We start from the raw sequence: 21,919 nt of genomic DNA on the forward strand, positions 1-21,919 counted from the left end.
GGTGCTTGTTAAATGGCCTTGCATGCCTTCAACGCCCGTGAAAACTACGGCGTGTTGATCCGCGTACAAGGCCGTTTTCATGGAACTTCTCACCCTCGTTGCCCAAACCGTTCTGGTTGGCCTGTTGGCCGGTTGGCTGGTGATCGGTGCTTATGAAAACATCCGCGCGCCGGAGGTGAATTTGGCGCTGGTGCGCGACGTGTTTTCCATGGATGCCATCGCCGAAGAGATGCCAGGCGTTTACGAACTGGTGAAACGCAATCGTGTGACGTCCGAGGCTTTGCAGACTGGGCTCTTTCGGCTCATCGTTGCCTTCGAGACCCTGGTCGCCGCCGGTCTGGTTTTTGGTACGGCCATGCTCGGATTGGCGGTGTTTGGGGCTGTCGATGTCGGCACTGCGCAGCTCTTTGCCGGCTGGGCGGTGCTCGGCTTCATTCTGATCTGGGGCCTGTTTCTGGTGGGCGGCAACTGGTTCCACTATTGGGTCTCGCACAAGAGCACCCAGCACACCCATTACTTCATGACATTTTGGGGCATTCTGACTTTGGGATGGCTGGTATGAAGTGGCTGTTAGCCCTGGTCATGAGCGTGTTCGCTGGGCCGGCCAGCGCCCAGGAATGGCAGATCACCTCGCTTGGCGCGACCTCCCCCACCGCCCTGGTTGAGCGGTGTCGGCGTGCCCCGGAAGGCTTACCCGATGGCTGCGTTGCCTCCGGTTCAGGAGACGTGCAAGCAGCGTGGTACACCCGACCAACCGGTCGTTATGCACATGCCATTCTTGGCGATGGCATCGAAGCGGGCGCATTTCGCGTGCGGCTGGCAAACGGAACGCAGAATGAGTTCATCTTGCCCGACAGCCTGGTGTTTGAAGACCGAACGCCGCGTCTAGCTGACCTGGATGGCGACGGGCGCACCGAAATCATCACCATTCGCGCCTCCACCCGCCAGGGCGGATCGATTGCGATCTATGGCGTGCGCGGCGAACAGATCGTCGAGCTTGGCGCCACACCGTTTATCGGGCGATCCAATCGCTGGCTGAACATTGCCGGCATTGCTGATTTTCTAGGGCGTGGCGATCTGCAGGTGGCGTTTGTCGAGACGCCACATATCGGCGGCACGCTGAAGCTCGCCACGTTTGACCCAAACGGCATGCGCGTTGTTGCCCGGCAAAGTGGCTTTTCCAACCATGAGATTCGAGCGCGCGAGCAACGCCTATCCGCCGTCGCTGATTTTGACGGTGACGGCGCGATGGACCTGCTGGTACCCGATGCGCGTCGGCAGCAGCTTTTGGCCATGAGTTTCGCGCCACAACTCACACGCCTAACAACACTCGATCCAGCCGGCGGTGTGCGGCGCATCGTGCGGTCGTCCAGCGCCATTCTAGTCGAGCGGACCGACGGAGCAGTCCTGCAAATCACCTGGTAGTGTCATCGCTCCTAGATTTTGCAACCGGTTGCAAAATCGTGTCAGGATGCGTAACAGAGCCCCTGTCGGGCCAGCTGGCTCAAAAGCGCGCCGCGCCGCTTCACAGCACCGGCACTGACGTGTACCAAATGGTCAAAAATCGCGACGAGCGTCGCCGAATGGAAACCGGGGAGAGAGGCATCATGGAAACGATTCAGCACTATATCGCAGGTTCGCTGACCGAGGGCTCAGCGGCTGGCCATCAGCCGGTCTTCAACCCAGCGACCGGTGAAACGCCAAGCCGGGTGGTGTTGGGCGGTGCTTCGGATGTGCAGGCGGCTGTCGATGCGGCCAAGGCCGCGCTTCCGGCCTGGGTGAAGACGCCAACGCTGCGCCGTTCGCGCATACTTGATCGATTCAAATCGATCCTTTGGGAGCGCACCGACGAACTGGCCCGTGCCATCTCCGCCGAGCACGGCAAGACTCACGATGATGCACTCGGCGAGGTGACCCGTGGCATCGAGGTCGTGGAATTTGCCGTTGGCGCGCCGCACCTGATGAAGGGCGAGTTTTCCGAGGCCGTGGGGACCGGAGTCGATAGCTATGGCATTCGCCAGCCGCTTGGCGTGGTGGCCGGCATCACGCCGTTCAATTTTCCCGCCATGGTGCCCATGTGGATGTTTCCGGTCGCCATCGTCGCCGGCAACACGTTTATCCTAAAACCCTCAGAACGGGATCCGTCTGCCTCACTTCTGCTGGCGAAATGGCTGAAAGAGGCAGGCCTGCCCGATGGCGTCTTCAACGTGGTGCATGGCGGCAAACCAGTTGTTGATGCGGTTCTTGAGCATCCCGACATCAAGGCGGTCTCGTTCGTAGGTTCCACGCCCATCGCGCAGTACATCTATTCGACCGGCACCGCGCACGGCAAACGCGTGCAGGCGCTTGGCGGGGCGAAAAACCATATGGTGATCATGCCCGATGCTGACCTGGACATGGCGGCTTCGGCGCTGATGGGCGCAGCCTTCGGGTCGGCAGGCGAGCGCTGCATGGCCATTTCCGTCGCTGTGCCGGTCACTGACGCCGTCGCCGATGCGCTGGTCGACAGACTGGCGCCGAAAATCGCCGAATTGAAGATCGGCCCGTCCACCGACAACACGGCCGAGATGGGCCCGGTCGTCACCAAAGAGCATCTGGCCAAGGTGAAGGGCTATGTGGACCAAGGCGAAGCCGAAGGCGCGAAAATCGTTGTCGACGGTCGCGGCTTCCAACAGTCCAAGCAAGGTTATGAGAACGGCTTCTACATGGGCGGCACGCTGATCGACCATGTGAAACCCGACATGACGATCTGGAAGGAAGAAATTTTCGGGCCGGTGCTTTCGGTCGTGCGCCGCAACTCATATCAGGATGCCGTCGACCTCATCCACAATCACACCTATGCCAACGGCGTTGCGGTGTTCACCCGCGATGGCGACGTGGCGCGCAGCTTTGCCCAAGACATTGAGGTGGGCATGGTCGGCGTCAATGTTCCGATCCCGGTGCCGATGGCGTTCCACTCCTTTGGCGGCTGGAAAGCCTCGGTGTTTGGCGACCATGGCATGTACGGGATGGAAGGTTTTCGCTTTTACACGCGGCTTAAAACGGTTACAGCGCGCTGGCCCACCGGCATGCGGACCGATCCTGAGTTCACCATGCCGACGCTGGGCTAGCCCGGTTTAAACCCGACAACAGTTCCAAGTATCTGCGTACCCATGACTTCGCCGACCGTGTCCGACCTGATCCTCACCATCTCCTGTCCGGACCGCAAAGGCATTGTCGGGGCCGTCGGCAATTCGATCACGGCACAAGACTGCAACATCGTGGAAAGCGCGCAGTTCTTTGACGACAAGTCCGGCGGGTTCTTCATGCGCATCCGCCTGACCCCGCCCAACGGTCACGGGACGGATGGGTTCAGCCGCGCGTTTGAGCCGGTCGCCACGGCCTATGACATGGCCTTCCAGGTGAGCGATGTTTCGGTCAAACCGCGCGTCATTGTCATGGTTTCCAAGACCGGCCATTGCCTCAACGATCTGCTCTACCGCTGGCAGGTCGGCCAGTTGCCCATGGAGCTGGTGGCCATCGTTTCCAACCACGAGACCTGGCGCAAGCGGGTGGAGAGCGAAGGAATTCCCTTTCTCCACATGCCGGTCGACAAGGACAACAAGCCCGCCCAAGAGGCTGAGCTGGAAGCCTTGATCGAGCGTGAGCAGGTCGATCTGGTGGTTCTGGCCCGCTACATGCAGATCCTGTCCGATGGGCTTTCCAGCCGGCTGGAAGGCCGGGTGATCAATATCCATCATTCGTTTCTGCCGAGCTTTAAAGGCGCCCGTCCCTATCACCGCGCCCATGATCGCGGCGTGAAGCTGATCGGCGCCACGGCGCATTATGTGACGCCGGAATTGGATGAAGGTCCGATCATTGAGCAGGATGTGATCCGTGTCGATCACGCCATGACGTCCGATGAACTGGTGGCCGCCGGCCGCGATGTGGAAAGCCAGGTACTGGCCCGCGCGGTGCGTTATCATCTGGAGCGGCGTATTCTGATCAATGGCATGAAGACCGTCGTCTTCAGCTAGCCCTTTGCCGAGCAGCGCCTGAGTTACAGCCGCGCGGCGCGATCCTTGCGCCTTTTGGATACATTAGATAGTCATTGTTGCGCCATTTGAGCAGATGTGCGCATCTGCGGTCGACAAATTGTGCAATGCAGCACAAATGCTGATCTAGATCATGTTTCTCATCGAAGTGGTGCGGCATGGAAGGGATCCGCGAACCGGTTTGTGTTCCGGCAAACCAAACGTCGAGAGAAAGACCCGTTCATGGATATCCGCAAGGTCACGGACAGTTTTGCTGTCAGTCCACAAATTCGACCCGAGGATCTCCAAACGCTGGCCGATGAGGGCTACACGACCATCATCTGCAACCGACCAGACGATGAAGAGTTTGGCCAGCCGCTTTTTGAGGCCGTCGCCGCGCAAGCAAACGCGCTCGGCTTGGCCATTCACCACCTGCCTATTGCGTCGGGCATGTTCGGGCCACAGCACATCTCGCAAATGGCCGAACTGGTTGAAAACAGCACCGGCAAGGTCTTTGCCTATTGTCGTTCAGGCACGCGCTCGATCATGCTCTGGGCGTTCCAGGAAGTGACCAAGCGCCCGCGCGATGAAGTCTTGGCCCTTGCCGACGCTGCGGGCTACGACCTGTCGCAACAGATTTAGCGGCGATCGGCACGCTCCAAGTCGCAATGCTGGCGAATCTTGGCGTTGTGCGCGGCAATGTCGCGCAAGAATCGATCATATCCCACCGGCACCTCGCCGGCGACAATCGGCATGCGTAGATACTCACGCACGGGCTCGTTGACGGTGATTGGTTGCAAGGAACAGAGCGGATCGTTTTGAAGATCGAAGGGCTCCACCCCTTGGCTCTGGCAACCGATAAGCGCGCTAGAGGCGATCAATAAGGGCATCAAGACTGCCTTCATCGGCAATATCCTTGTCGATCGCGCGATTGATCCGGTCCACCTCCAACCGGCGCTGAAGTCTGGCGAGATCGAGCCTGTTGGCATCACTCCGACGTGCCTTCTGCCAAGTGGCGATCCTGTCGAGAAGGACGCCAACGAGCGTCGCTAGAAGGCTGATCAGCAGTTCGCTCATTCTGGCTGTGGGGTGGCCGGGGCGGAGACCGCTGACGCATCCGCCCAGTGCAGTAAGTCAGGCCCGAGATAGGCGCGGATCAATCGGTCGAGCGCTTCGTCGGTCAGACCAAAATGGTTGAGCGCATCGGGCATGAGCCTTTCCAGATAGATCGCTGTTTCGGCAATCAGGCGGCTTTCGACATCGACCTTAGCCCGCTCCTTGGCTTCGCTGCGGACCAGTGAGACGGCATGGCGGACGCCACGGGCAATGGCCGCGTGCAAGGCTTCCGCGTGATCGCGTTCGATCTCAAGGCCGATCCAGCGGCCGAGGCGCGAGATGAGCCACCCAACCAACGCTGCGGCAAGGCCGATGACGCCGGTTTCGATGAAAGGGGCGACCAGATCGACGGTCCAACCGAGATCGATCGTCGCGGCATGGGCAGGTGTTCCGTAGCTGAGGCCAGCTGCGAAGACGGGAAGCGCGAGTAGCATTCTATCAGTCATGAGGCGGTCTTTCGGTTGGAGGATCAGGAAGCGGAAGGCCAGCGCAGGCCGAGCAGCTTGGATCGCGGGTAGCCGGCCTTCGTAACGGCGTTCGACTGGTTGCCGCCGAGCAGGATGATGTGCGTTGCGTCCGCCTCAAGCACAAAGCCCACATGGCCTTGCCAGGTGGATAGCCCACGCCGGAAAACAGCGATGGCACCGCGCTCGGCGCTGCTGATTGGTTTGCCCCAGTTTAAGAATGATCGCGCCGTCAGCTTGCCAGTCGTTGGAAGATGAATGTTCGCCAAGACGGCGTTGACGAAGGCCGCGCACCAAGGCGTTTCATCATCGCGAATGCCGGCAAATCCGGCCTTGGCAAAGAACGTCACAACCGAGGGATTATGCCGGCGACCCGGCCATTCGCGCGTTCCAAGATGACGTTCTGCTTCGCGCAACCAAACTGGATCGGCCATGCCGGTCTCCCGCATCGTTTCGCCAGACGCCAAAGCGGCGCTGGTCCATGCAGGTCAGTGTTGGGTTAGAAGGGAGTAGCGTGGATAAGCGGTTGTCTTATCCCCGTTGGAATATGTGACGGGAAGGTCATGCTCTGCGGTCAGTCGACGGCGGCGATGGCATCTAAATCGATCGCTCCGCCTGCAGCGGGTCCCGTCGATCCAACACCTTCAGCGGTAACGTCCAAATCCAACGGATCGCTTTCTTCAGGGTCGAGACGCGGCTTAGGGCCAAAGTAGTCGGGAGAGCGGATAAAGGGCCGAGGTTTCAGAACATTATCGGCGATACGCGCGTAGAGTGCCTGCGGCGAGAAGGGCTTGCAAAGCACATCGTTCACACCCAACGCCAGCGCTTCCTGGGTGCGCCGATAGGTTGAATGCCCGGTGATCATGATGATCGGCGCGTAGCAGAAAAGGTGATCGGGATTGCGAACCAGGCGCACAAAGTCGGCACCATCGAGAACCGGCATTTCCCAGTCCACAATGAGGATCTCAAACTGTCCCTGCTCCAACCGTTCCAAGGCTTCTGCGCCGTCGCTCGCGTCAGTCACATGCCGCATTCCAAACGCGCTGAGCATGGTGCGCACCAGGCGGCACATATGGACATTGTCATCGACAACGAGAACGCGCAGATCTGAGAAATCGAAACGTGACATACGCCTTCAGCGCCAACACCGCCGGTTGCAGGAACGTAGGCTTACGACCCTAACGTCAACCCTTGAACAAACGGTTATGGGCGCAAGCGGGCTAGCCCGCGTTGGATTTTGGTGCCGACAGATCGAACCAGCGGACAACAAAAGGGGCCGCGAGCGCGATGAGAAGAAAGCGGACCAGGTGGTGAGCCGCGACGAAGGCCGGATCGAGGTCCATGGCGAAGGCAAGTACCACCATCGCTTCCAACCCGCCCGGCGCAAAGGCGACGATCAGCTTCAGAACGGAGAAGTCCGTTAATGCAGCGCCAACCAGCGCCATGACGACAGCGATGGACGCGCCAATGACAAAGCTCACCAGGGAGACGCTGAGAACCTCAGCCAACTCCTTCCAGCGCGTCCCGGCGAACCGTGTGCCGATCAATGTGCCCAGGGAAACAAACCCAGCGATGGCCACCCATTCAGGCGGGCGACCTTCAACAAGACCCGAACCATGCAATACCGCGCTGACGAACAAGCCGCCGACGAGCAATCCAGCCGGTACGCGCACGAGATAGGCAAGGATCGCTCCGCCAACGCCCCCGACGAAGAGCAGGATGGCATCGTCCCATCCGCCAAGCGGTACAATGGCCGCCGGTGGAACGGGGTCGGACAACCAAAGGGCAACAAGCGGCAGAACCGCGACAAGAATGGCCACCCTTAGGGTCTGCAATATAGCGACGCGCGGCACATCAGCTTTCGTTTCCGGCGCCAAGGCCATCAGATAGCTTAGCGCTCCGGGCAACGAAGAGAGCAGCGCGGTCGCGCGGTTCCATCCGGCAACGCGCATCAGGAACCAGGTCAAGGTGCCCGCGATGAGCGGAATGGAGAGGATGACGAGTATCAGCGTAATGGGCCAACTGGAAAGGCGCGACAAAGCCTCTGGCGTCACGCCCGACCCCATGGAGATGCCAACGGCAAGGAAACCGAGATTTCGCAGCGCTGGTGTTAGATTGACCTGGACGCCCGACAGTGCGGCCATGGCCACGGCGAGCATGGAACCGGCAATCCAGCCGCCTGGGATTCCCGCCAGACCAAGCAAGGCGCCGCCGCCCGTGCCAAGAGCAAGGCTACGCCACGTGATGCGATCAAGGCTTTGAAGACGCGCCAAGGGGCGGGCTATTGGCGCAAAGGAAGGCGATTTGGCGAACGCATCTGATGTGTCTAGCCGAACACCCGACAGGCTGCCAAGCGGCCATCGATGACCCATCGATGACCCATCGATCTCGGTTCCATTGGCCTTGGACATCGGCAACAGCGAAATGGCCAATACTTGATTCCCATCAAGAACGGTTGCGCCGAAAGCTGAGACAAGAGTGACACGATGGCATCATCATTGGTGCGCAACAGAAGGCTGAGCCAGCCATGCCTGTCCACAATATCAGCCGCTATGCCACGGTGACCGTGCCGCGCTACACGTCTTATCCGACGGCACCGCACTTTTCGGACGATGTTGATCGCGCAACTTATGAAGACTGGCTTGCGCAGACCTCACCAAACGACAGCGCGTCGCTCTATTTCCACGTTCCCTATTGCCGGTCGATTTGTGCCTACTGCGGCTGCTTCACAAAGGCGAGCCGCAAAGACGGGCCGATCCTGTCCTATGGCAAAACGATGGCCAAGGAGATCGAACTGGTGGCCGATCGCTTGCCGGAGCGTATGGGGGTCACGCACATGCATTGGGGTGGGGGCACGCCCAGCCTCATGCCACGCGAGGGTTTGGCGGCGCTTTTAGAAACAGTCGACCGTCGCTTTGATCTAAGCGCCATCACCGAGCACGCGATCGAGCTTGACCCGCGTGTCGTCGACAGTGCGCTGGCCTTTGATCTGAAGACCTATGGCGTGACGCGCGTCAGTCTTGGCGTTCAGGATCTGAATGCGCGCGTGCAGCAGGCGATTGGGCGTGTGCAGCCGCTTGAGGTTGTCGAAGGCGCCGTCAATGCGTTGCGCAGCGCCAATCTCGACGCGATCAATATGGATGTGATGTACGGCCTGCCCCAGCAATCGCTGGAGGATGTGGTGCGTTCGGTCGCCGCTTGTGCCGCGATGGGCGCGGACCGGATCGCGCTGTTCGGCTACGCCCATGTGCCATGGATGAAAAAGAACCAAACGCTGATCGATGAAGCGCAGTTGCCGAGTGCTGGCGCGCGCCTTGAGCAAGTTCGTGCGGCGCACAAGGCGCTTGAACATCTGGGCTATGTGAGCATCGGCTTTGACCATTTTGCAAAGCCGGATGATTCCATGGCCAAGGCGATGCGCGGCGGAACGCTGCGGCGCAATTTCCAGGGATACACGACGGATACTGCGACAACCCTCATTGGGTTCGGCGCCTCCTCAATCGGCAAACTTCGCCAGGGCTATGTCCAAACGGCGGCTGATATCGGCGCTTGGACGCGCAGTGTTGAAGCCGGCGAACTGCCGGTGGCACGTGGCTACGCTTTAACGGCCGAAGATCGGTTGCGCGGCGCGATCATCGAAGCCTTGTTGACCGGTTTCAGTGTTGACCTTGCCGCGCCACGATTTGGCGTCGTGCCTGGCCAGACGTGGGTAAACGAGCAATTGATCGGCCTGGACGATTTGGTCGAAGACGGGCTGTGCGAAGTGATGGGCACGAAGGTTCACATTCCGCATGATGCTCGATTCCTGGCGCGGCTTGTCGCATCCCGCTTTGACGGGTTCATGGACCGCAACAAGGCCCGACACTCGGTCGCCGTTTAAGCTGTTAAGCCAAAGGGGCCATCACGGCCCCTTTTGTTTGCTTGCCTGTTGTGAATCTGTCGAAACCTAGTCGGCGTGGGCGCCGGTCAGTTGGCACAGCGAGCAGATACGGTTGATGATGACCTTGTCGTGCTTTTCCAGGCGAATGACGCCCTTGCGCTTCATGTCAGAAATCACACGACTGACCGTTTCGATGGTCAGACCAAGATAGTCGGCCATCTCTTGGCGAGTCATATTGAGTTGGACAGTGCCTTCGTCACGATCTTCGTCATCAGGCCCTTTGCAATGGGTTGTTCCGCGATCAGGCACGAAGCGCATAAGGAAACTGGCCACACGCTCATAGGCTGATTTACGACCGAGCAGCACAGCATGGTCATGCATGGCATAGACTTGCTGCATGGCGCAGCGCGTCAGATGGGATTGCGCAGCGGCGGACGCCTCCACGTCACGACGGCTGAACACAAGCGCGGTCGTCGCGACCAACGTCTCAGCCGAGCAGTCATGGTAGGTGTCCATGTCAAAACCGAACAAGTCGCCCGGCCCAAGAACCTCAACAACCTGGCGGCGGCCATCGGGAAGAAGCTTGTAGAGCATGGCGGCGCCAGAGACGATCTCGTAGAGATTCTTGGCGTCATCGCCTTCAAAGTAGATCACATCGTGGGCGGCATAGGTTTGGCGACGGGTGCCCTGAGCATTGCGCAGGCTTTCCCACGCTTCATCGCCACGTGGCGGCGTGGATGACGGGCGTTGATCGGCCATTGCCTGACGCCGGTGCGTGCGGTCATCGTCAAAATTGGTGTATGCCACGTCATTCCCTCCAACTCTAAGACGGTTGTGGTCCGCCTCTTCTGGTCACCCCGGCCTCAACCGTTGACCAGCTGCTGCCCGCTCCGCCGACGCCACACTGTAGCGCCCAATCGAATAAGGCGAGCCTAATGCCCGTTTTGACATAAATCACCTCCGCCTGTTTCCGCTCCGTTCAACCACTTAGGGATCATGCGGCAGATTGAAGCGGTCAACGATGCGCCGAGGTTTGAATAGGCGTAGGACGCCTATCACACGGCCTGTCACGACGGAACTTGGATCAAAGGTGGATGGCGAGTTCGGTCGCCGAGAGCGGCTTACGCAGGAGTTCAGTCGAGGGCATGCCCTCCAAGAAGTCGCGGATCATCGTGTGTGATTGGCCGGTAATCGCCAGGACACGAGGCGCATCGGCAAGGGCGTTCAGCCAGGCGATGACGCTGGTCCCATCGATGCCAGGCAGCCCAATGTCGATAATGACCGTGTCATCGCCGCTTGGCACGCCAACAGAGAAAAAGCTCTCCGCATCGTTGAAGCTGCGCACCACATGGCCAAGCTGTTCCACGAACAGGCAGAGCGCATCGCGGACGGCTGCATCGTCTTCGAGTATATAGACCGTCAAAAATCAGGTGCCTTTGCTTGGACTGCGCCACCATTCGGCGGCGCAAGACCTTGTCCTACGCTCTTTAGTATGGGGCAGATCACTTGTGGGCGGTATAAGCACGAGCGCGTAACAGCAACCGCTTACACGGCCGCCGAAAGCGGTTTTCCTGCCAATCTGCCACGCGTAGGCGCTAACGGGCGTCCATTTCTCCTGGTCCCGACAAAACGATCCGCACCAAGTCTGCGGCGTTTTTCGCGCCGAGCTTTTCCATGATGCGCGCCCGATGCACCTCGATCGTACGCGGTGAAATCCCGAGCGTGCGGCCTGCTTCCTTGTTCGATGCGCCTGCCGTGATCTGCTCAAGCACTTCGCGTTCACGCGGTGTGAGCAATTGAAGATCGGGATGTTCGGCCTGGCCTATGCCATCGCCGTCCAGACGGCGCTGCATCGTGGCTATGCCTTCGCGCACCCGTGCGACCACCGTTTCGGCGTCAAAAGGCTTCTCAATGAAGTCGAAGGCGCCTGCCTTGACGGCCGCAACCGCCATCGGGATGTCGCCTTGCCCCGAGATAATGAATACCGGCGCTGGGTAGCTCTCTGGATTAAGGGCTTTGAGCGTTTCCATGCCCGACCGCCCCGGCATGTGGACGTCGAGCAGCACACATGCCCGCGGCAGGTTGGGCAACGCCGCAACGAAATCATCGCCGTTTTGGAAGGTCTCTACGTCAAAACCCTCCAGTGAGAACACGACCGATAGCGCATCGCGCACGGCCGGATCGTCATCGACAATAAACAGAGCCTGATCGGGATTCATAGAACGGGCCATCATTGGCGGCCTCCTTCATCATAGTCGGGTGAGGGGTTGGTAGGCTGCGGCATGGTCTGCTTACCGGAACTGACAAGCTCGCCCACCGACAGGTGAGGCGTTGTCGGCAACGTGCCGCGCGGCAGGGTTAGTTTGAATGTTGCACCTTTGCCGTCGCCGCCCGGGTCAACACTCAGATCGCCGCCATGGTTCTGGGCAATGGAGCGACTGATCGACAGGCCAAGGCCCATGCCTGTGCGTTTGGACGTGGAAAAGGCCTTGAACAGGCGCTCATGCACTTCCTGAGGTATGCCGGGCCCTGAATCTTCGATGCTGATCGTGACGGATTCGGATGAATAGGCGGCGCGAACAACCACTTGCGGATCGGTGCTGCCGCGAACGGCTTCAAACGCGTTGCGCAGCAGATTGACCAGAATTTGCTGGACTTGCACCGGGTCGGCTTCAATCGATGGCAAGTCTTCAGGCAACTCAACCGATGTCGTGATGCCTTCAGAATTCGTGCCGACGCTGGTCAGTTCCAGCGTGTCATCCACCAAGGGCCCCAGGTCGATCGCCCGGCGATCGGGCTCGCGCTTTTCCACGAAATGCCGCATGCGCTGAATGATGTTGCCGGCGCGTTCGGCTTCCCGTTTGGCCTTGTCGATCGTGTCAATGATCATGTGGTCCTTGGGGCCGTCACCGTTCAACACGCTGATCCGACGAGTGACCGCCTGGAGATAAAGCATGACGGCGGTGAGTGGTTGGTTCAACTCGTGCGCAATGGCAGAGCCCATCTCGTCCATGGCTGAAACGCGCGCCAAGTGAACAAGTTCCGCCTGCAGTTGATTCAAACGGCGTTCAACGGCCTTGCGCGGCCTTAGGTCGCGAACAATGCCGACAAACTGGCGACCGGCAGGGGTCAGCGCCTCGCCGACCGAAAGCTCCAACGGAAAGTCGGACCCGTCACGATGCTTGCCGCGCACCTCACGGCCAATGCCGATGATCCGGCGCTCGCCGGTGTCCATATAGCGGTGCACGTAGCCATCATGCTCATGCGCATATTCGTGCGGCATGAGAATGGAAACGTTTTCGCCAATGACATCGTCGGCTTCATATCCGAACAGCTGCTCACAGGCGGAATTGAACACAAGGATCCGCATAGCGTCGTCAATGAGGATGATTCCATCGACCGCAGTATTGAGCAGGCTATCAAGCCGGACTTCTGAAACTGTTTTGGGCATTTATGCCCTTTCCACGCTAAATTACGTAGAAAATGACATATTCAAACCGGTTTGAAAACACGTTCCTAGGGAGAAACCGTTAGGCACTTGTGCTTATCCAACCGGCAATGCGGTCGGCAACATCTGCGATTTGCTTCGGATCTCGAGCAAAACACAGGCGCAAAAACTGCTCGCCACCAGCGCCGAAGGCGGTGCCTGGCGCAAGGCCGACGCCCACTTCATCCACCAGCCTGCGCGCCAGTTGCTTGGTGTCTGTTTCGCCAAGCACTTTGAAAAACAGATAGAAGGCGCCATCGGGCGAACTGACCTGCAAGCGATTGAGCGGCGCGAAGGTCTGTGCCAAAAGATCGCGGTTTTCCGTGGCGCGTTCGATCTGTTGATCAACGAACCAATCGCCCTCCTCAAGCGCCCTGATCGCCGCGCGCTGCATGAAGGCAGCAACGCCTGATGTTGAGTACTGAATCAGGTTTTCGATGATCTGCCCAAGCTCAACCGGCGCCTCAAGCCAACCAATCCGCCAGCCGGTCATCGCCCAGTTCTTGGACATGGTGTTCACATAGATGACGCGCGGCGACAGCGGATCGACATCCTTGAAGGACGGCGCGCGCTTGGGGTGCACACCAGGAAGCGCCGCCTGCCCATAAACAAAGCGCGCGTAGATCTCATCGGCGATGATCCAAAGATCGTGACGTTCGGCCAGATCGTGGACGGCTTTGAGCGTTTCAAGATCGGCGACCCAGCCGGTCGGGTTGGACGGTGAGTTAATGAAGATCGCCCGGGTTTTCGGGTCTTTGGCAGCCTCTTCGATCGCTTGCATGTCCAGCGTGAAACGACCGTCAACAAATGGCATGGCCACCTCATGCACGCTCGCCTGGCGTAGACCAGCGGCGGCGACGATGTTCGGCCAGGCCGGCGAGGGAACGATTATCCCATCGCCCGGGTCGAGCGCTATCTGCAGCGCAATCTGAATGCTCTGCATGCCAGACCCGGTGACGAAAAAGCGCTCAGGATCAAGCGACTGGCCGGTGAGCCTTTGCGTATAGGCAGCAAGGGCCTCGCGAAGCTCAGGCAGTCCACGTTGCCAGGTGTAAAAGGTCTCACCTTTGGCAAGGCTTGCACTGGCGGCCTCAGCGATAAAGGCCGGCGTTGGCAGATCGCCCTCACCCGCCCAGAGCGGCATGACATCGCCCTTGCGCCGACCATAATTCATGATGTCGACGATACCGCTTTCTGGGGAACGCAGGGCGATGTCGGACGGGGTGGGCGTTGACGCTGTCATGGCGCGGGACCTTGTTTGTTGGAACCTGCGCAGTCTCGGCGCCAGGTGCAAACAAGGCGAGACACCGTGCACCGTGACGTGGCTCGCCTTGCTGATGGGGATGGTCACCGCGCTGCGGCAACACTCCCTCTGTCTGGCAGTTCGATTATTTTTTCAAGAGGTCGCGAATTTCTTCCAGCAGGACTTGCTCGCGCGGCACCTCAGCGACTTCAGCCGGCTTCTCCTCTTCTTTTCGTTTCATCTGATTGACGCCTTTGACCACGAGGAAAAGGATAAACGCGATGATGGTGAAATTGACCACCGCCGTGATGAACGATCCATAGGCCAAAACCGCGCCCTGCTCGCGCGCGGCGTCGAGCGTGCCGGCATCAACGGAAGACGACAAGCCTAGGAAATAGTTGGAGAAATCCAGGCCGCCGAAAATCGCGCCGATGATCGGCATGATGACATCATCCACCATCGAGGAAATGATCGTACCGAAGGCACCGCCAATGATCACACCGATGGCAAGATCAAGCACGTTGCCCTTCATGGCAAATTCTTTGAATTCCTTAAACATTGTGAGCGCCCTCCTGCAGGCGTGAGCGAGCGCAAAATGGCGCTGGCAATAGGATTGGTCCTGGGGCGTTTTGCATACGCTCCCATCGCGAGAGGTAACCCAGGGTTGCAGGGATCGAAAGCCTATAGTGCAGGCAGCAATGCCCCTCCTTGCAGCAGCGCTGGCAAGTGTTGCTTTGGCCCAACAGATTATCGCTCCAAACCGACCTCCCAACCCCGGTTTGCACCAGCCACATTGCCCAGCTTGCAACACAGGCAGTCTCGGCGCTAGTGTTCGCCGCCCAGTCATCAAGCAAAGGCGTCAGAGCAGGAAGGTCGCGGTTTGGTTCCAAGTTGGCTCGCGCTCGGCGCAGCCCTCATCTACATCGCGGCTCTATTCTGGATTGCCAGTTACGGCGATCGCCGGGCCATGGCGACGCCTGTGCGCCAGCCGCGCCCGACGCTCTATGCGCTGGCGCTGGCCATCTACTGCACAAGCTGGACGTTTTTTGGCTCTGTCGGATTGGCCGCTGTCAGCGGGCTTGATTTTTTGACGATCTATATCGGACCGATCTTAATTCTGACGCTCGGCGCGCCGCTTCTACGGCACATAATTGCGCTCTCCAAAGCCGAGCGCATCACGTCGGTCGCTGACTTTCTATCGGCTCGCTATGGCAAGAACGAACGCGTGGCGGCACTTGCTGCACTGATCGCTGTGGTTGGCGTCGTACCGTACATAGCCCTGCAGTTGAAGGCGGTGTCAAGCTCAGTCGAACTGTTCGTTGAAGCACCAACTGTGCCGCTCAACCCGACCTTTGTTGCCGATATCGCGTTCCTTGTGGCCATGGCGATGGCGGCGTTTGCGGTGCTCTTTGGCACGCGGACCGTGGACACGAGCGAGCACCAGGACGGGCTGATGTTGGCTGTGGCGACTGAGTCCGTCGTCAAACTTGTGGCCTTCATCATCGTCGGCTGCTTCGTCACCTTCATAATGTTCGATGGGTTTGGCGACCTTTTCACCCAAGCAGCGCAGGTTGGCGCGCTCGACGCGATCACCGGGTCGATCAATGGTGGCACTTTCATCGCCATGACGCTGCTTTCAGCGTTCGCGATCATTCTGTTGCCGCGCCAGTTCCACATCCTTGTGGTTGAGAACAATCACCCAGGCGAACTCAGCCGGGCGCGTTGGCTGTTCCCGGCCTACCTTCTCGCCATCAATGTGTTCGTCGTACCGATTGCGCTTGCCGGCCAAGTCCTGCTGGGCGGTCAGGTCGAGCCTGACACCTATGTGCTGCAGCTACCGATGAGTGTCGATGCTGGCGCCATCACGCTGATCGGATTTGTTGGCGGTCTGTCGGCGGCCACAGCCATGGTGATCGTCGCAAGCGTTGCTCTCTCGATCATGGTCTCCAATGATCTCATCATGCCCTTCATCGTGCGCCGCCGCGCCGATGGCGCGCCGGAAGAACTCGGCCGGCTGGTGCTCTACATCCGCCGTGTCGCGATCTTTGTTATACTGCTGATGTCCTACCTCTATTATCGCGCTGCTGCGGGAACGGCAGCGCTGGCCGAGATCGGGTTGTTATCCTTTGCTGCGATTGCGCAAATGGCGCCAGCCTTCTTCATTGGACTGATCTGGAAACGAGGCACGGCTCGCGGTGCCGTGGCTGGCATGCTGGCAGGGCTTTGCGTGTGGGCCTTCACGCTGCTTGTCCCCAATCTGATCAAGGCTGGCGCACTGCCTGCCGATCTTTTGGCTGACGGGTTGTTTGGAATTGTGCTGCTGCATCCAGAGCGACTGTTTGGTCTAGATTTTGATCCGCTGACCCACGGCGTCTTCTGGAGCCTGGTTGCCAATGTCGCTGCTTATTTCATCGTTTCGATTGCGCGCCAGCCGGAAGCCATTGAACGGCTGCAGGCGCAAGTGTTCGTACCCTCCGACCTGACGCCGACACCGGCGCTGCGCATGTCGCGCACCCGCGTCACCTTCGCTGAACTGCAAGGGGTGGTCGCCCGTTATCTCGGCGAGCAGCGGACCGACCGGTCCTTCCAGCGCTTTGCGCGCGAGCGCGGCGAACCCATCAAAAGCCACGGCGAGGCGGACATTCACGCGCTACGCTTCGCCGAGCAACTTCTGGCCAGCGCCATCGGCGCGGCTTCCTCGCGCCTGGTGATGACGCTGATGCTGCGTCGTCACCAGACATCCTCGCGCGAAGCGATGAAGCTGCTCGACGAGGCATCCTCGGCGATCCAGTACAACCGCGATCTGCTGCAAACAGCGCTCGATCAGGTGCGGCAGGGGATCAGCGTGTTCGACCGCGATTTGAACCTCATCTGTTGGAACCGGCAGTTCCGCGACCTGCTGAATTTGCCCGCCGAGTTTGGGCAGGTGGGCACATCGCTCCACACGATCCTGCGTCATAACGCCGAGCGTGGCGCCTTCGGCAAAGGCAGCCCGTCCGGTCAGGTGGCGGAGCGTGTGGAGCGGATGGTGGTCGATATGTCCACGTTCACCGAAACGCTGCAGCCTTCCGGCCTCGTACTTGAGGTGCGCACCAACCCGATGCCGGACGGCGGCATCGTCACGACCTACACGGACATTACTGACCGGGAACGCGCTGCCGAAGAGCTTGCGCAGATCAACGAAGAGCTGGAACAGCGCGTGCGCGAGCGCACCGAAGAGCTAACGCGGGTGAACCAGGAACTGGAGCTGGCGCGCCAGGTGGCCGAGAACGCCAACATCTCCAAGACGCGGTTTCTGGCGGCCGCGAGCCACGATATTTTGCAGCCGCTGAACGCTGCGCGGCTCTATGCCTCAACGCTCAACGAGACGGAAATGCCGCCCGACGCCACGAAATTTGCCGGCAACATCGACCGCTCATTGGAGGCGGTGGAGGACATTCTCGGTGCGCTGCTGGATATCTCCCGCCTTGATGCCGGCGCGATGAAACCCGAACCATCGGTTTTCGCCCTGCAAGAGCTTTTTGAGCAGTTGCAAGTGGAGTTTGGACCGGCAGCCGCCGAGAAGAGCCTTTCGCTGCGCTTTGTGAAGACCAGTGTCACGGTGCGGTCCGATCGCAAACTCCTCAAACGGTTGCTGCAAAATCTTGTGTCGAATGCGGTCAAATACACACGCTCCGGCGGGGTCGTGATCGGCATGCGGCGTGATGGCAAGAGTTACCGGGTCGCGGTCTATGATACCGGCATCGGCATGGGTCGGCGCGAGCAGCGCCAGGTGTTCGATGAGTTCAAGCGCCTTGATGATGGCGCGCGCACCGCCGGCGGCCTTGGCCTCGGCCTATCGATCGTAGACCGGATCGCCGGCGTCCTTGGTCTTTCGGTCAGCATTGCATCGCAGCCAGGCTCGGGTTCCTGCTTCAGCGTGGCCGTTCCGCATGTGGCGCGTGCCAGCGTCGATGCCGCCATGGCGATCGAGAACGCTAAGGCTACCCGTCCGAGCCGGGCGCACCAAACCGATCTCACCGGCGTCATTGTCTGCTGCATCGACAATGAACCGACGATCCTGGAAGGAATGAGCGGGTTGTTGTCGCGCTGGGGTGCCGTTGCCGTAACCGGCGCAACGGCCGCCGAGGTGGGCAAGGCATTGCAAGTGCGAGGGGCGGCACCTGAGATGGTGCTGGCCGACTATCATCTGGATGACGGCACTGGCATTGAAGCGGTCAAAGAACTGCGTTGGAAGTTCGGTGCCAACCTGCCCGCTGTGCTGGTGACAGCCGATCGTTCGGTGGAGATGCAAGAGCGCGCCGAAGCCGCCGGTATTGCTATTCTCAACAAACCGGTGAAACCAGCCGCCCTGAGGGCGATGGTGGCGCAATTCCGCGCGGTGCCCGAGGCGGCGGAGTAAGACATCAAACCCGTCATAGCTATAGCCGGCCTTGATACGGCCATCGATTTCTCAAGGTTTGGTTATGCAAAAGGTGCGGCCATAGCCAGCAACAGAGCTGGATGGCCGGGTCAAGCCCGGCCATGACGACCTAATTTAGTGCGCCAGTTCGGCGACCGCTTCTTGCCAATTGCCCATTTCAATGCGCGAGGCGGCGATAACGGCCTGGGTGCGGCTTTCCACGTTGAGCTTCTGCAGGATCGCCGAAACATGCGCCTTCACTGTCGCTTCGGACACGCCAAGTTCATATGCGATCTGCTTGTTGAGCAAGCCTTGGCTCAGCATCATCAGCACACGGACTTGCTGCGGCGTTAGCGATGACAGACGCTTGGCAAGGGCGGCAGCTTCATCATCATCGGGCGCATTGGCCAAGTCCATATCGGCGGGGGTCCAGATGTCGCCATCCAGTATCGCTTCGATGCCCGCCGTGATGTCATCAACGGGCAGCGACTTCGGCATGAAACCAGCAGCGCCAAAGTCGAGCGCTCGGCGGATGATCGCCTGGTCTTCGGTCGCCGAAACGATGCAGACCGGAACGCCAGGATATTGCGCGCGCAAATACATCAGGCCGGAAAACCCACGCACGCCAGGCATGTTGAGATCAAGAAGGACCAGATCGACATCGGCGTCGGTCTGAAGCTGGGCCGTCACTTCGTCAATGTCGCCGGCCTCTGAGACACGAGCGTGTTCGAACCGGGACGCGACGATTGTCTTGAGAGCATCGCGAAAAAGCGGATGGTCATCTGCAATGATGAAATGATGCGTTGAAGCCATGGATGCACTGCCCTCTTTTTGTATCCCCTGCCCAAATGATGGGCGGCTGCAGGTTCCGCTCCCGAAACCGGTATGGGCATACTCAGGATTGTGACAGTTTTTTCAAGTCATATACGCCGTTGGTAGGTGTATCCCTTACGAAAAAGGCGCCCAAGAGTTTGGCTCTGCTATCAACAAAGCGCAAATTTCAGGCAGCCTTTCCGGACAAACGCTTCACCAAAACCGGCCAGCGCAGCACAAGCCAGATCACCGCCAAGACGTTGCCAAGAAACATCAAGGCAATCACCCAGGCGAAGCTTGCCGGGCGGGCGCCATCAACCAAGAACACAAAAACTGCGAAGATGAGAAAGCCGAGGTAAAGATCGGCAAGTGAGACGATGCCCCATGGGTCGGCCGCGATGGCGGTGAAGCTTTCGCCAAAATTGGCGTTCATCGACGCCCAGATGATGAGAGCTGCGAAACCGACGCCCAAGGCACCGAAGAGAACGCGCCACATTGAAGAGGATGAAGAGGGATTTTCCACGGAACGAGGCCTTTTGCCGGTTTTCGATGGGCGATGCATTGGCTACGAGTGAGCGGGCGATTGGTTTGCTTGGCAAACGCCCGCTCTGGTGCTGACCATTTGCTGCCTTCCGCCTTGGAGTATCGATGACGCCTTCCTTCTTTACACCCTACCACGCTGCCCATGGCGCCGAAGCGGCGATCAACCCCTTCGATCCGGCGCTGGTGCTGCCGGAAACCCAGGCCTTGAACGAAGATATTCTGGCGCGGTTTGCCAAGCTGCCCGACAGCTGGTCGGTGCCACCGCATGTGGTGCGTAAGGCCAGGGCTAAGGGCGAGGGTCCGTTCCCGCTGGGACCCAAGCTCGACTATGCCCGGTGGGAAGAGCATGAGGGTGTGCGGCTTCGCGTTTTGGAGCCGCAAACCCGGGACACGCGCGGGATCTTTCTGCACATCCATGGCGGCGGTTGGATTTATGGGCAGGCCGATTTCCAGGACCCGATGCTAGCCCGCCTCGCCGAGGCGACAGGCCTTGCCACTGTCAGCGTCGATTACCGATTGGCGCCGGAGCATCCCTTTCCCGCCGGTCCGAGCGATTGCCTTGCCGCAGCCAGTTTTGCTTATGCGCAGGGCGGACCGGTCGTCCTGGGTGGAGAATCGGCCGGCGCGCACCTCTCGCTGCTGACCGCTCTGTCGCTGCGTGATGCCGGGATTGAAACGGCAGGCCTTCTTCTGATTGCCGGGTGCTACGACCTGACGCTCACGCCATCGGTGCGCAGTTGGGGGTCGGAAAAACTGATCCTCAACACCCGCGACATCGCCAACTTCGTTGACCACTGCGTGCCTGGTTTCATGGACGCGCGCGCGCCGACCGTATCGCCGCTCTATGCCCATCTGGATGGGCTGCCGCCCTGCTTCCTCAGTGTGGGGACCAAAGACCCGCTGATCGATGACAGCCTGTTCCTGCACCAGCGCTTGCTGGCCGCCGGGGTGCACAGCGACCTGGCCATTGCCCCTGGCGGCTGTCATTTTTTCCAGGCGTTCGATACTCAGATTACCCGCGAGGCCGAAACTGCAACCCACACGTTTCTCAACCGCGTGCTCGATGGTGACCTATGATTGGCCCGATTGAATCCATCCGCGACACAGCCAACAGCTGGGAGTGCGATGAGAACGACCACATCAATGTCAAAGCCTATGCGGCGCGGTTCGACATCGCCGTGCGCAGTTTTCTCGTCGAGGCCGGATGGCAAGTGCCGCATCGGCTCGGTCGCCTGATCCGCTATCACGCCGAATTGCGTGGCGGCGAGCCGGTGCATGGGACGACCGGTATGGTTGCGTTGGAGAACGGCCATGTGGCGCTGGAACATCGGCTTTATGCGACCCAGCGGCCCAGATCGCCTTTAAGTGCAACGGCGCTTGATGTGCTGCCCGACGTTTCGCGGGAGGATTTGTCGGCTTTTGATCTGCCGGCGCCAGGTTCTGATGTTCTGCCAAAATCAGGACCCTTGTCGTTTGCGGCATCTGTCGATCTGGCCTCGCTTGAGGGTTTGGCGACCACCTATCGCGGCGTTATCCCACCGACGGCGTTTGCCGCGGACAATGAAAGCACCAACGGACCAATGCTGCGCGATGAACATCTGGTCGGCATGATTTCCGATGCGGCCACCCATGCCTGGGCGCTGGCCGGCGCCGATGATGCCTGGCTGCGGTCTCGCGGGTGGGGCCGGGCGGCGGTGCAGTTGAACCTGACCTATGGCAATAGGCCCGTCGCCGGCGACGTGGTGGTGATCAAGACGGGCTTGCGCGCACGCTCAGACAAAACGATCAGCTACCGCCACCATGTCGTGAATGTGATGCGCGAGGAACTGGTTGCCGTTGCCGACATCACATCCTTGATGCTCAATCTCGACACCCGGCGGGCCATGGCATGGCCGGAAGAGAAGCTCCCAGCGCTGGATGCTCAGATCAAGGCCTTTGAAAGCGCCTTGTGACGAAAG

General features: G+C 59.7%; 23 protein-coding genes. 9 read left to right on the forward strand and 14 right to left on the reverse strand.

The window, feature by feature from the left end:
- The first annotated feature begins 79 nt into the window (after positions 1-79).
- From JJ917_09835 to JJ917_09855, 5 genes are all read left to right on the forward strand, one after another.
- Positions 80-562 (forward strand): DUF2165 family protein, encoded by a 483-nt coding sequence (locus tag JJ917_09835; protein ID MBO6699118.1) that lies wholly within the window; start codon positions 80-82, stop codon positions 560-562.
- A complete protein-coding gene (locus JJ917_09840) occupies positions 559-1,425 on the forward strand; it encodes a hypothetical protein (protein MBO6699119.1) in 867 nt (288 codons plus the stop codon). The genes JJ917_09835 and JJ917_09840 overlap by 4 nt, the downstream gene beginning before the upstream one ends.
- Before the next feature lie 182 nt (positions 1,426-1,607).
- Positions 1,608-3,110 carry a CoA-acylating methylmalonate-semialdehyde dehydrogenase gene (locus tag JJ917_09845; protein ID MBO6699120.1) on the forward strand — a complete coding sequence of 501 codons (1,503 nt, stop codon included), beginning with the start codon at positions 1,608-1,610 and terminating at the stop codon, positions 3,108-3,110.
- A 57-nt stretch (positions 3,111-3,167) separates the two neighbouring features.
- Positions 3,168-4,016, forward strand: coding sequence for a formyltetrahydrofolate deformylase (gene purU, locus JJ917_09850; protein ID MBO6699121.1), 849 nt, complete (start codon positions 3,168-3,170; stop codon positions 4,014-4,016).
- A gap of 240 nt (positions 4,017-4,256) precedes the next feature.
- Positions 4,257-4,655 (forward strand): TIGR01244 family phosphatase, encoded by a 399-nt coding sequence (locus JJ917_09855; protein MBO6699122.1) that lies wholly within the window; start codon positions 4,257-4,259, stop codon positions 4,653-4,655.
- Here JJ917_09855 and JJ917_09860 read toward each other — a convergent pair.
- The 6 genes from JJ917_09860 to JJ917_09885 form a co-directional block, all read right to left on the reverse strand.
- Positions 4,652-4,903 carry a hypothetical protein gene (locus JJ917_09860; protein ID MBO6699123.1) on the reverse strand — a complete coding sequence of 84 codons (252 nt, stop codon included), beginning with the start codon at positions 4,901-4,903 and terminating at the stop codon, positions 4,652-4,654. The two genes, JJ917_09855 and JJ917_09860, sit on opposite strands and share 4 nt — an antisense overlap.
- A complete protein-coding gene (locus JJ917_09865; protein ID MBO6699124.1) occupies positions 4,881-5,090 on the reverse strand; it encodes a hypothetical protein in 210 nt (69 codons plus the stop codon). The genes JJ917_09860 and JJ917_09865 overlap by 23 nt, the downstream gene beginning before the upstream one ends.
- Positions 5,087-5,575 (reverse strand): hypothetical protein, encoded by a 489-nt coding sequence (locus JJ917_09870; protein MBO6699125.1) that lies wholly within the window; start codon positions 5,573-5,575, stop codon positions 5,087-5,089. Before JJ917_09870 ends, JJ917_09865 begins: the two co-directional genes overlap by 4 nt.
- A gap of 23 nt (positions 5,576-5,598) precedes the next feature.
- A complete protein-coding gene (locus JJ917_09875; protein ID MBO6699126.1) occupies positions 5,599-6,027 on the reverse strand; it encodes a TIGR02594 family protein in 429 nt (142 codons plus the stop codon).
- Positions 6,028-6,167: 140 nt separating this feature from the next.
- Positions 6,168-6,722: a response regulator gene (locus JJ917_09880; protein ID MBO6699127.1), complete on the reverse strand. Its 555-nt coding sequence runs from the start codon at positions 6,720-6,722 to the stop codon at positions 6,168-6,170.
- 91 nt (positions 6,723-6,813) lie between these two features.
- On the reverse strand, positions 6,814-8,025 hold the full coding sequence (locus JJ917_09885) for an AbrB family transcriptional regulator (GenBank protein ID MBO6699128.1): 1,212 nt from the start codon (positions 8,023-8,025) through the stop codon (positions 6,814-6,816).
- 95 nt (positions 8,026-8,120) lie between these two features.
- Between JJ917_09885 and hemN the strand changes: the two genes are divergently transcribed.
- A complete protein-coding gene (hemN, locus tag JJ917_09890) occupies positions 8,121-9,473 on the forward strand; it encodes an oxygen-independent coproporphyrinogen III oxidase (protein MBO6699129.1) in 1,353 nt (450 codons plus the stop codon).
- Positions 9,474-9,539: 66 nt separating this feature from the next.
- Here the strand turns inward: hemN and JJ917_09895 are convergent, their stop codons facing one another.
- The 6 genes from JJ917_09895 to mscL form a co-directional block, all read right to left on the reverse strand.
- Positions 9,540-10,280, reverse strand: a complete 741-nt coding sequence (locus JJ917_09895; protein ID MBO6699130.1) for a helix-turn-helix domain-containing protein — start codon at positions 10,278-10,280, stop codon at positions 9,540-9,542.
- Between the two features lie 277 nt (positions 10,281-10,557).
- On the reverse strand, positions 10,558-10,896 hold the full coding sequence (locus JJ917_09900) for a response regulator (protein ID MBO6699131.1): 339 nt from the start codon (positions 10,894-10,896) through the stop codon (positions 10,558-10,560).
- Positions 10,897-11,068: 172 nt separating this feature from the next.
- Positions 11,069-11,704 (reverse strand): response regulator transcription factor, encoded by a 636-nt coding sequence (locus JJ917_09905; protein ID MBO6699132.1) that lies wholly within the window; start codon positions 11,702-11,704, stop codon positions 11,069-11,071.
- Entirely contained in the window at positions 11,704-12,924 is a 1,221-nt protein-coding gene (locus tag JJ917_09910; protein ID MBO6699133.1) for a PAS domain S-box protein, read from the reverse strand. Before JJ917_09910 ends, JJ917_09905 begins: the two co-directional genes overlap by 1 nt.
- A gap of 79 nt (positions 12,925-13,003) precedes the next feature.
- Positions 13,004-14,203, reverse strand: coding sequence for a pyridoxal phosphate-dependent aminotransferase (locus JJ917_09915; GenBank protein MBO6699134.1), 1,200 nt, complete (start codon positions 14,201-14,203; stop codon positions 13,004-13,006).
- A gap of 145 nt (positions 14,204-14,348) precedes the next feature.
- Complete coding sequence (gene mscL / locus JJ917_09920; GenBank protein MBO6699135.1) at positions 14,349-14,762, reverse strand: large conductance mechanosensitive channel protein MscL; 414 nt, start codon at positions 14,760-14,762, stop codon at positions 14,349-14,351.
- Positions 14,763-15,083: 321 nt separating this feature from the next.
- On the opposite strand from mscL, the gene JJ917_09925 reads away from it, so the two are divergent.
- Positions 15,084-18,605, forward strand: coding sequence for a PAS-domain containing protein (locus tag JJ917_09925; GenBank protein MBO6699136.1), 3,522 nt, complete (start codon positions 15,084-15,086; stop codon positions 18,603-18,605).
- A 135-nt stretch (positions 18,606-18,740) separates the two neighbouring features.
- On the opposite strand, the gene JJ917_09930 is transcribed toward JJ917_09925, so the two are convergent.
- Both JJ917_09930 and JJ917_09935 read right to left on the reverse strand, forming a co-directional pair.
- Entirely contained in the window at positions 18,741-19,418 is a 678-nt protein-coding gene (locus JJ917_09930; protein MBO6699137.1) for a response regulator transcription factor, read from the reverse strand.
- Positions 19,419-19,605: 187 nt separating this feature from the next.
- Positions 19,606-19,941: a hypothetical protein gene (locus tag JJ917_09935; protein ID MBO6699138.1), complete on the reverse strand. Its 336-nt coding sequence runs from the start codon at positions 19,939-19,941 to the stop codon at positions 19,606-19,608.
- Between the two features lie 125 nt (positions 19,942-20,066).
- Between JJ917_09935 and JJ917_09940 the strand changes: the two genes are divergently transcribed.
- Complete coding sequence (locus JJ917_09940; GenBank protein MBO6699139.1) at positions 20,067-21,038, forward strand: alpha/beta hydrolase; 972 nt, start codon at positions 20,067-20,069, stop codon at positions 21,036-21,038.
- Entirely contained in the window at positions 21,035-21,913 is an 879-nt protein-coding gene (locus tag JJ917_09945) for a hypothetical protein (protein ID MBO6699140.1), read from the forward strand. The genes JJ917_09940 and JJ917_09945 overlap by 4 nt, the downstream gene beginning before the upstream one ends.
- Positions 21,914-21,919: the final 6 nt, after the last annotated feature.

Source organism: Hyphomicrobiales bacterium (assembly GCA_017642935.1).
Lineage (GTDB): Bacteria > Pseudomonadota > Alphaproteobacteria > Rhizobiales > MH13 > MH13.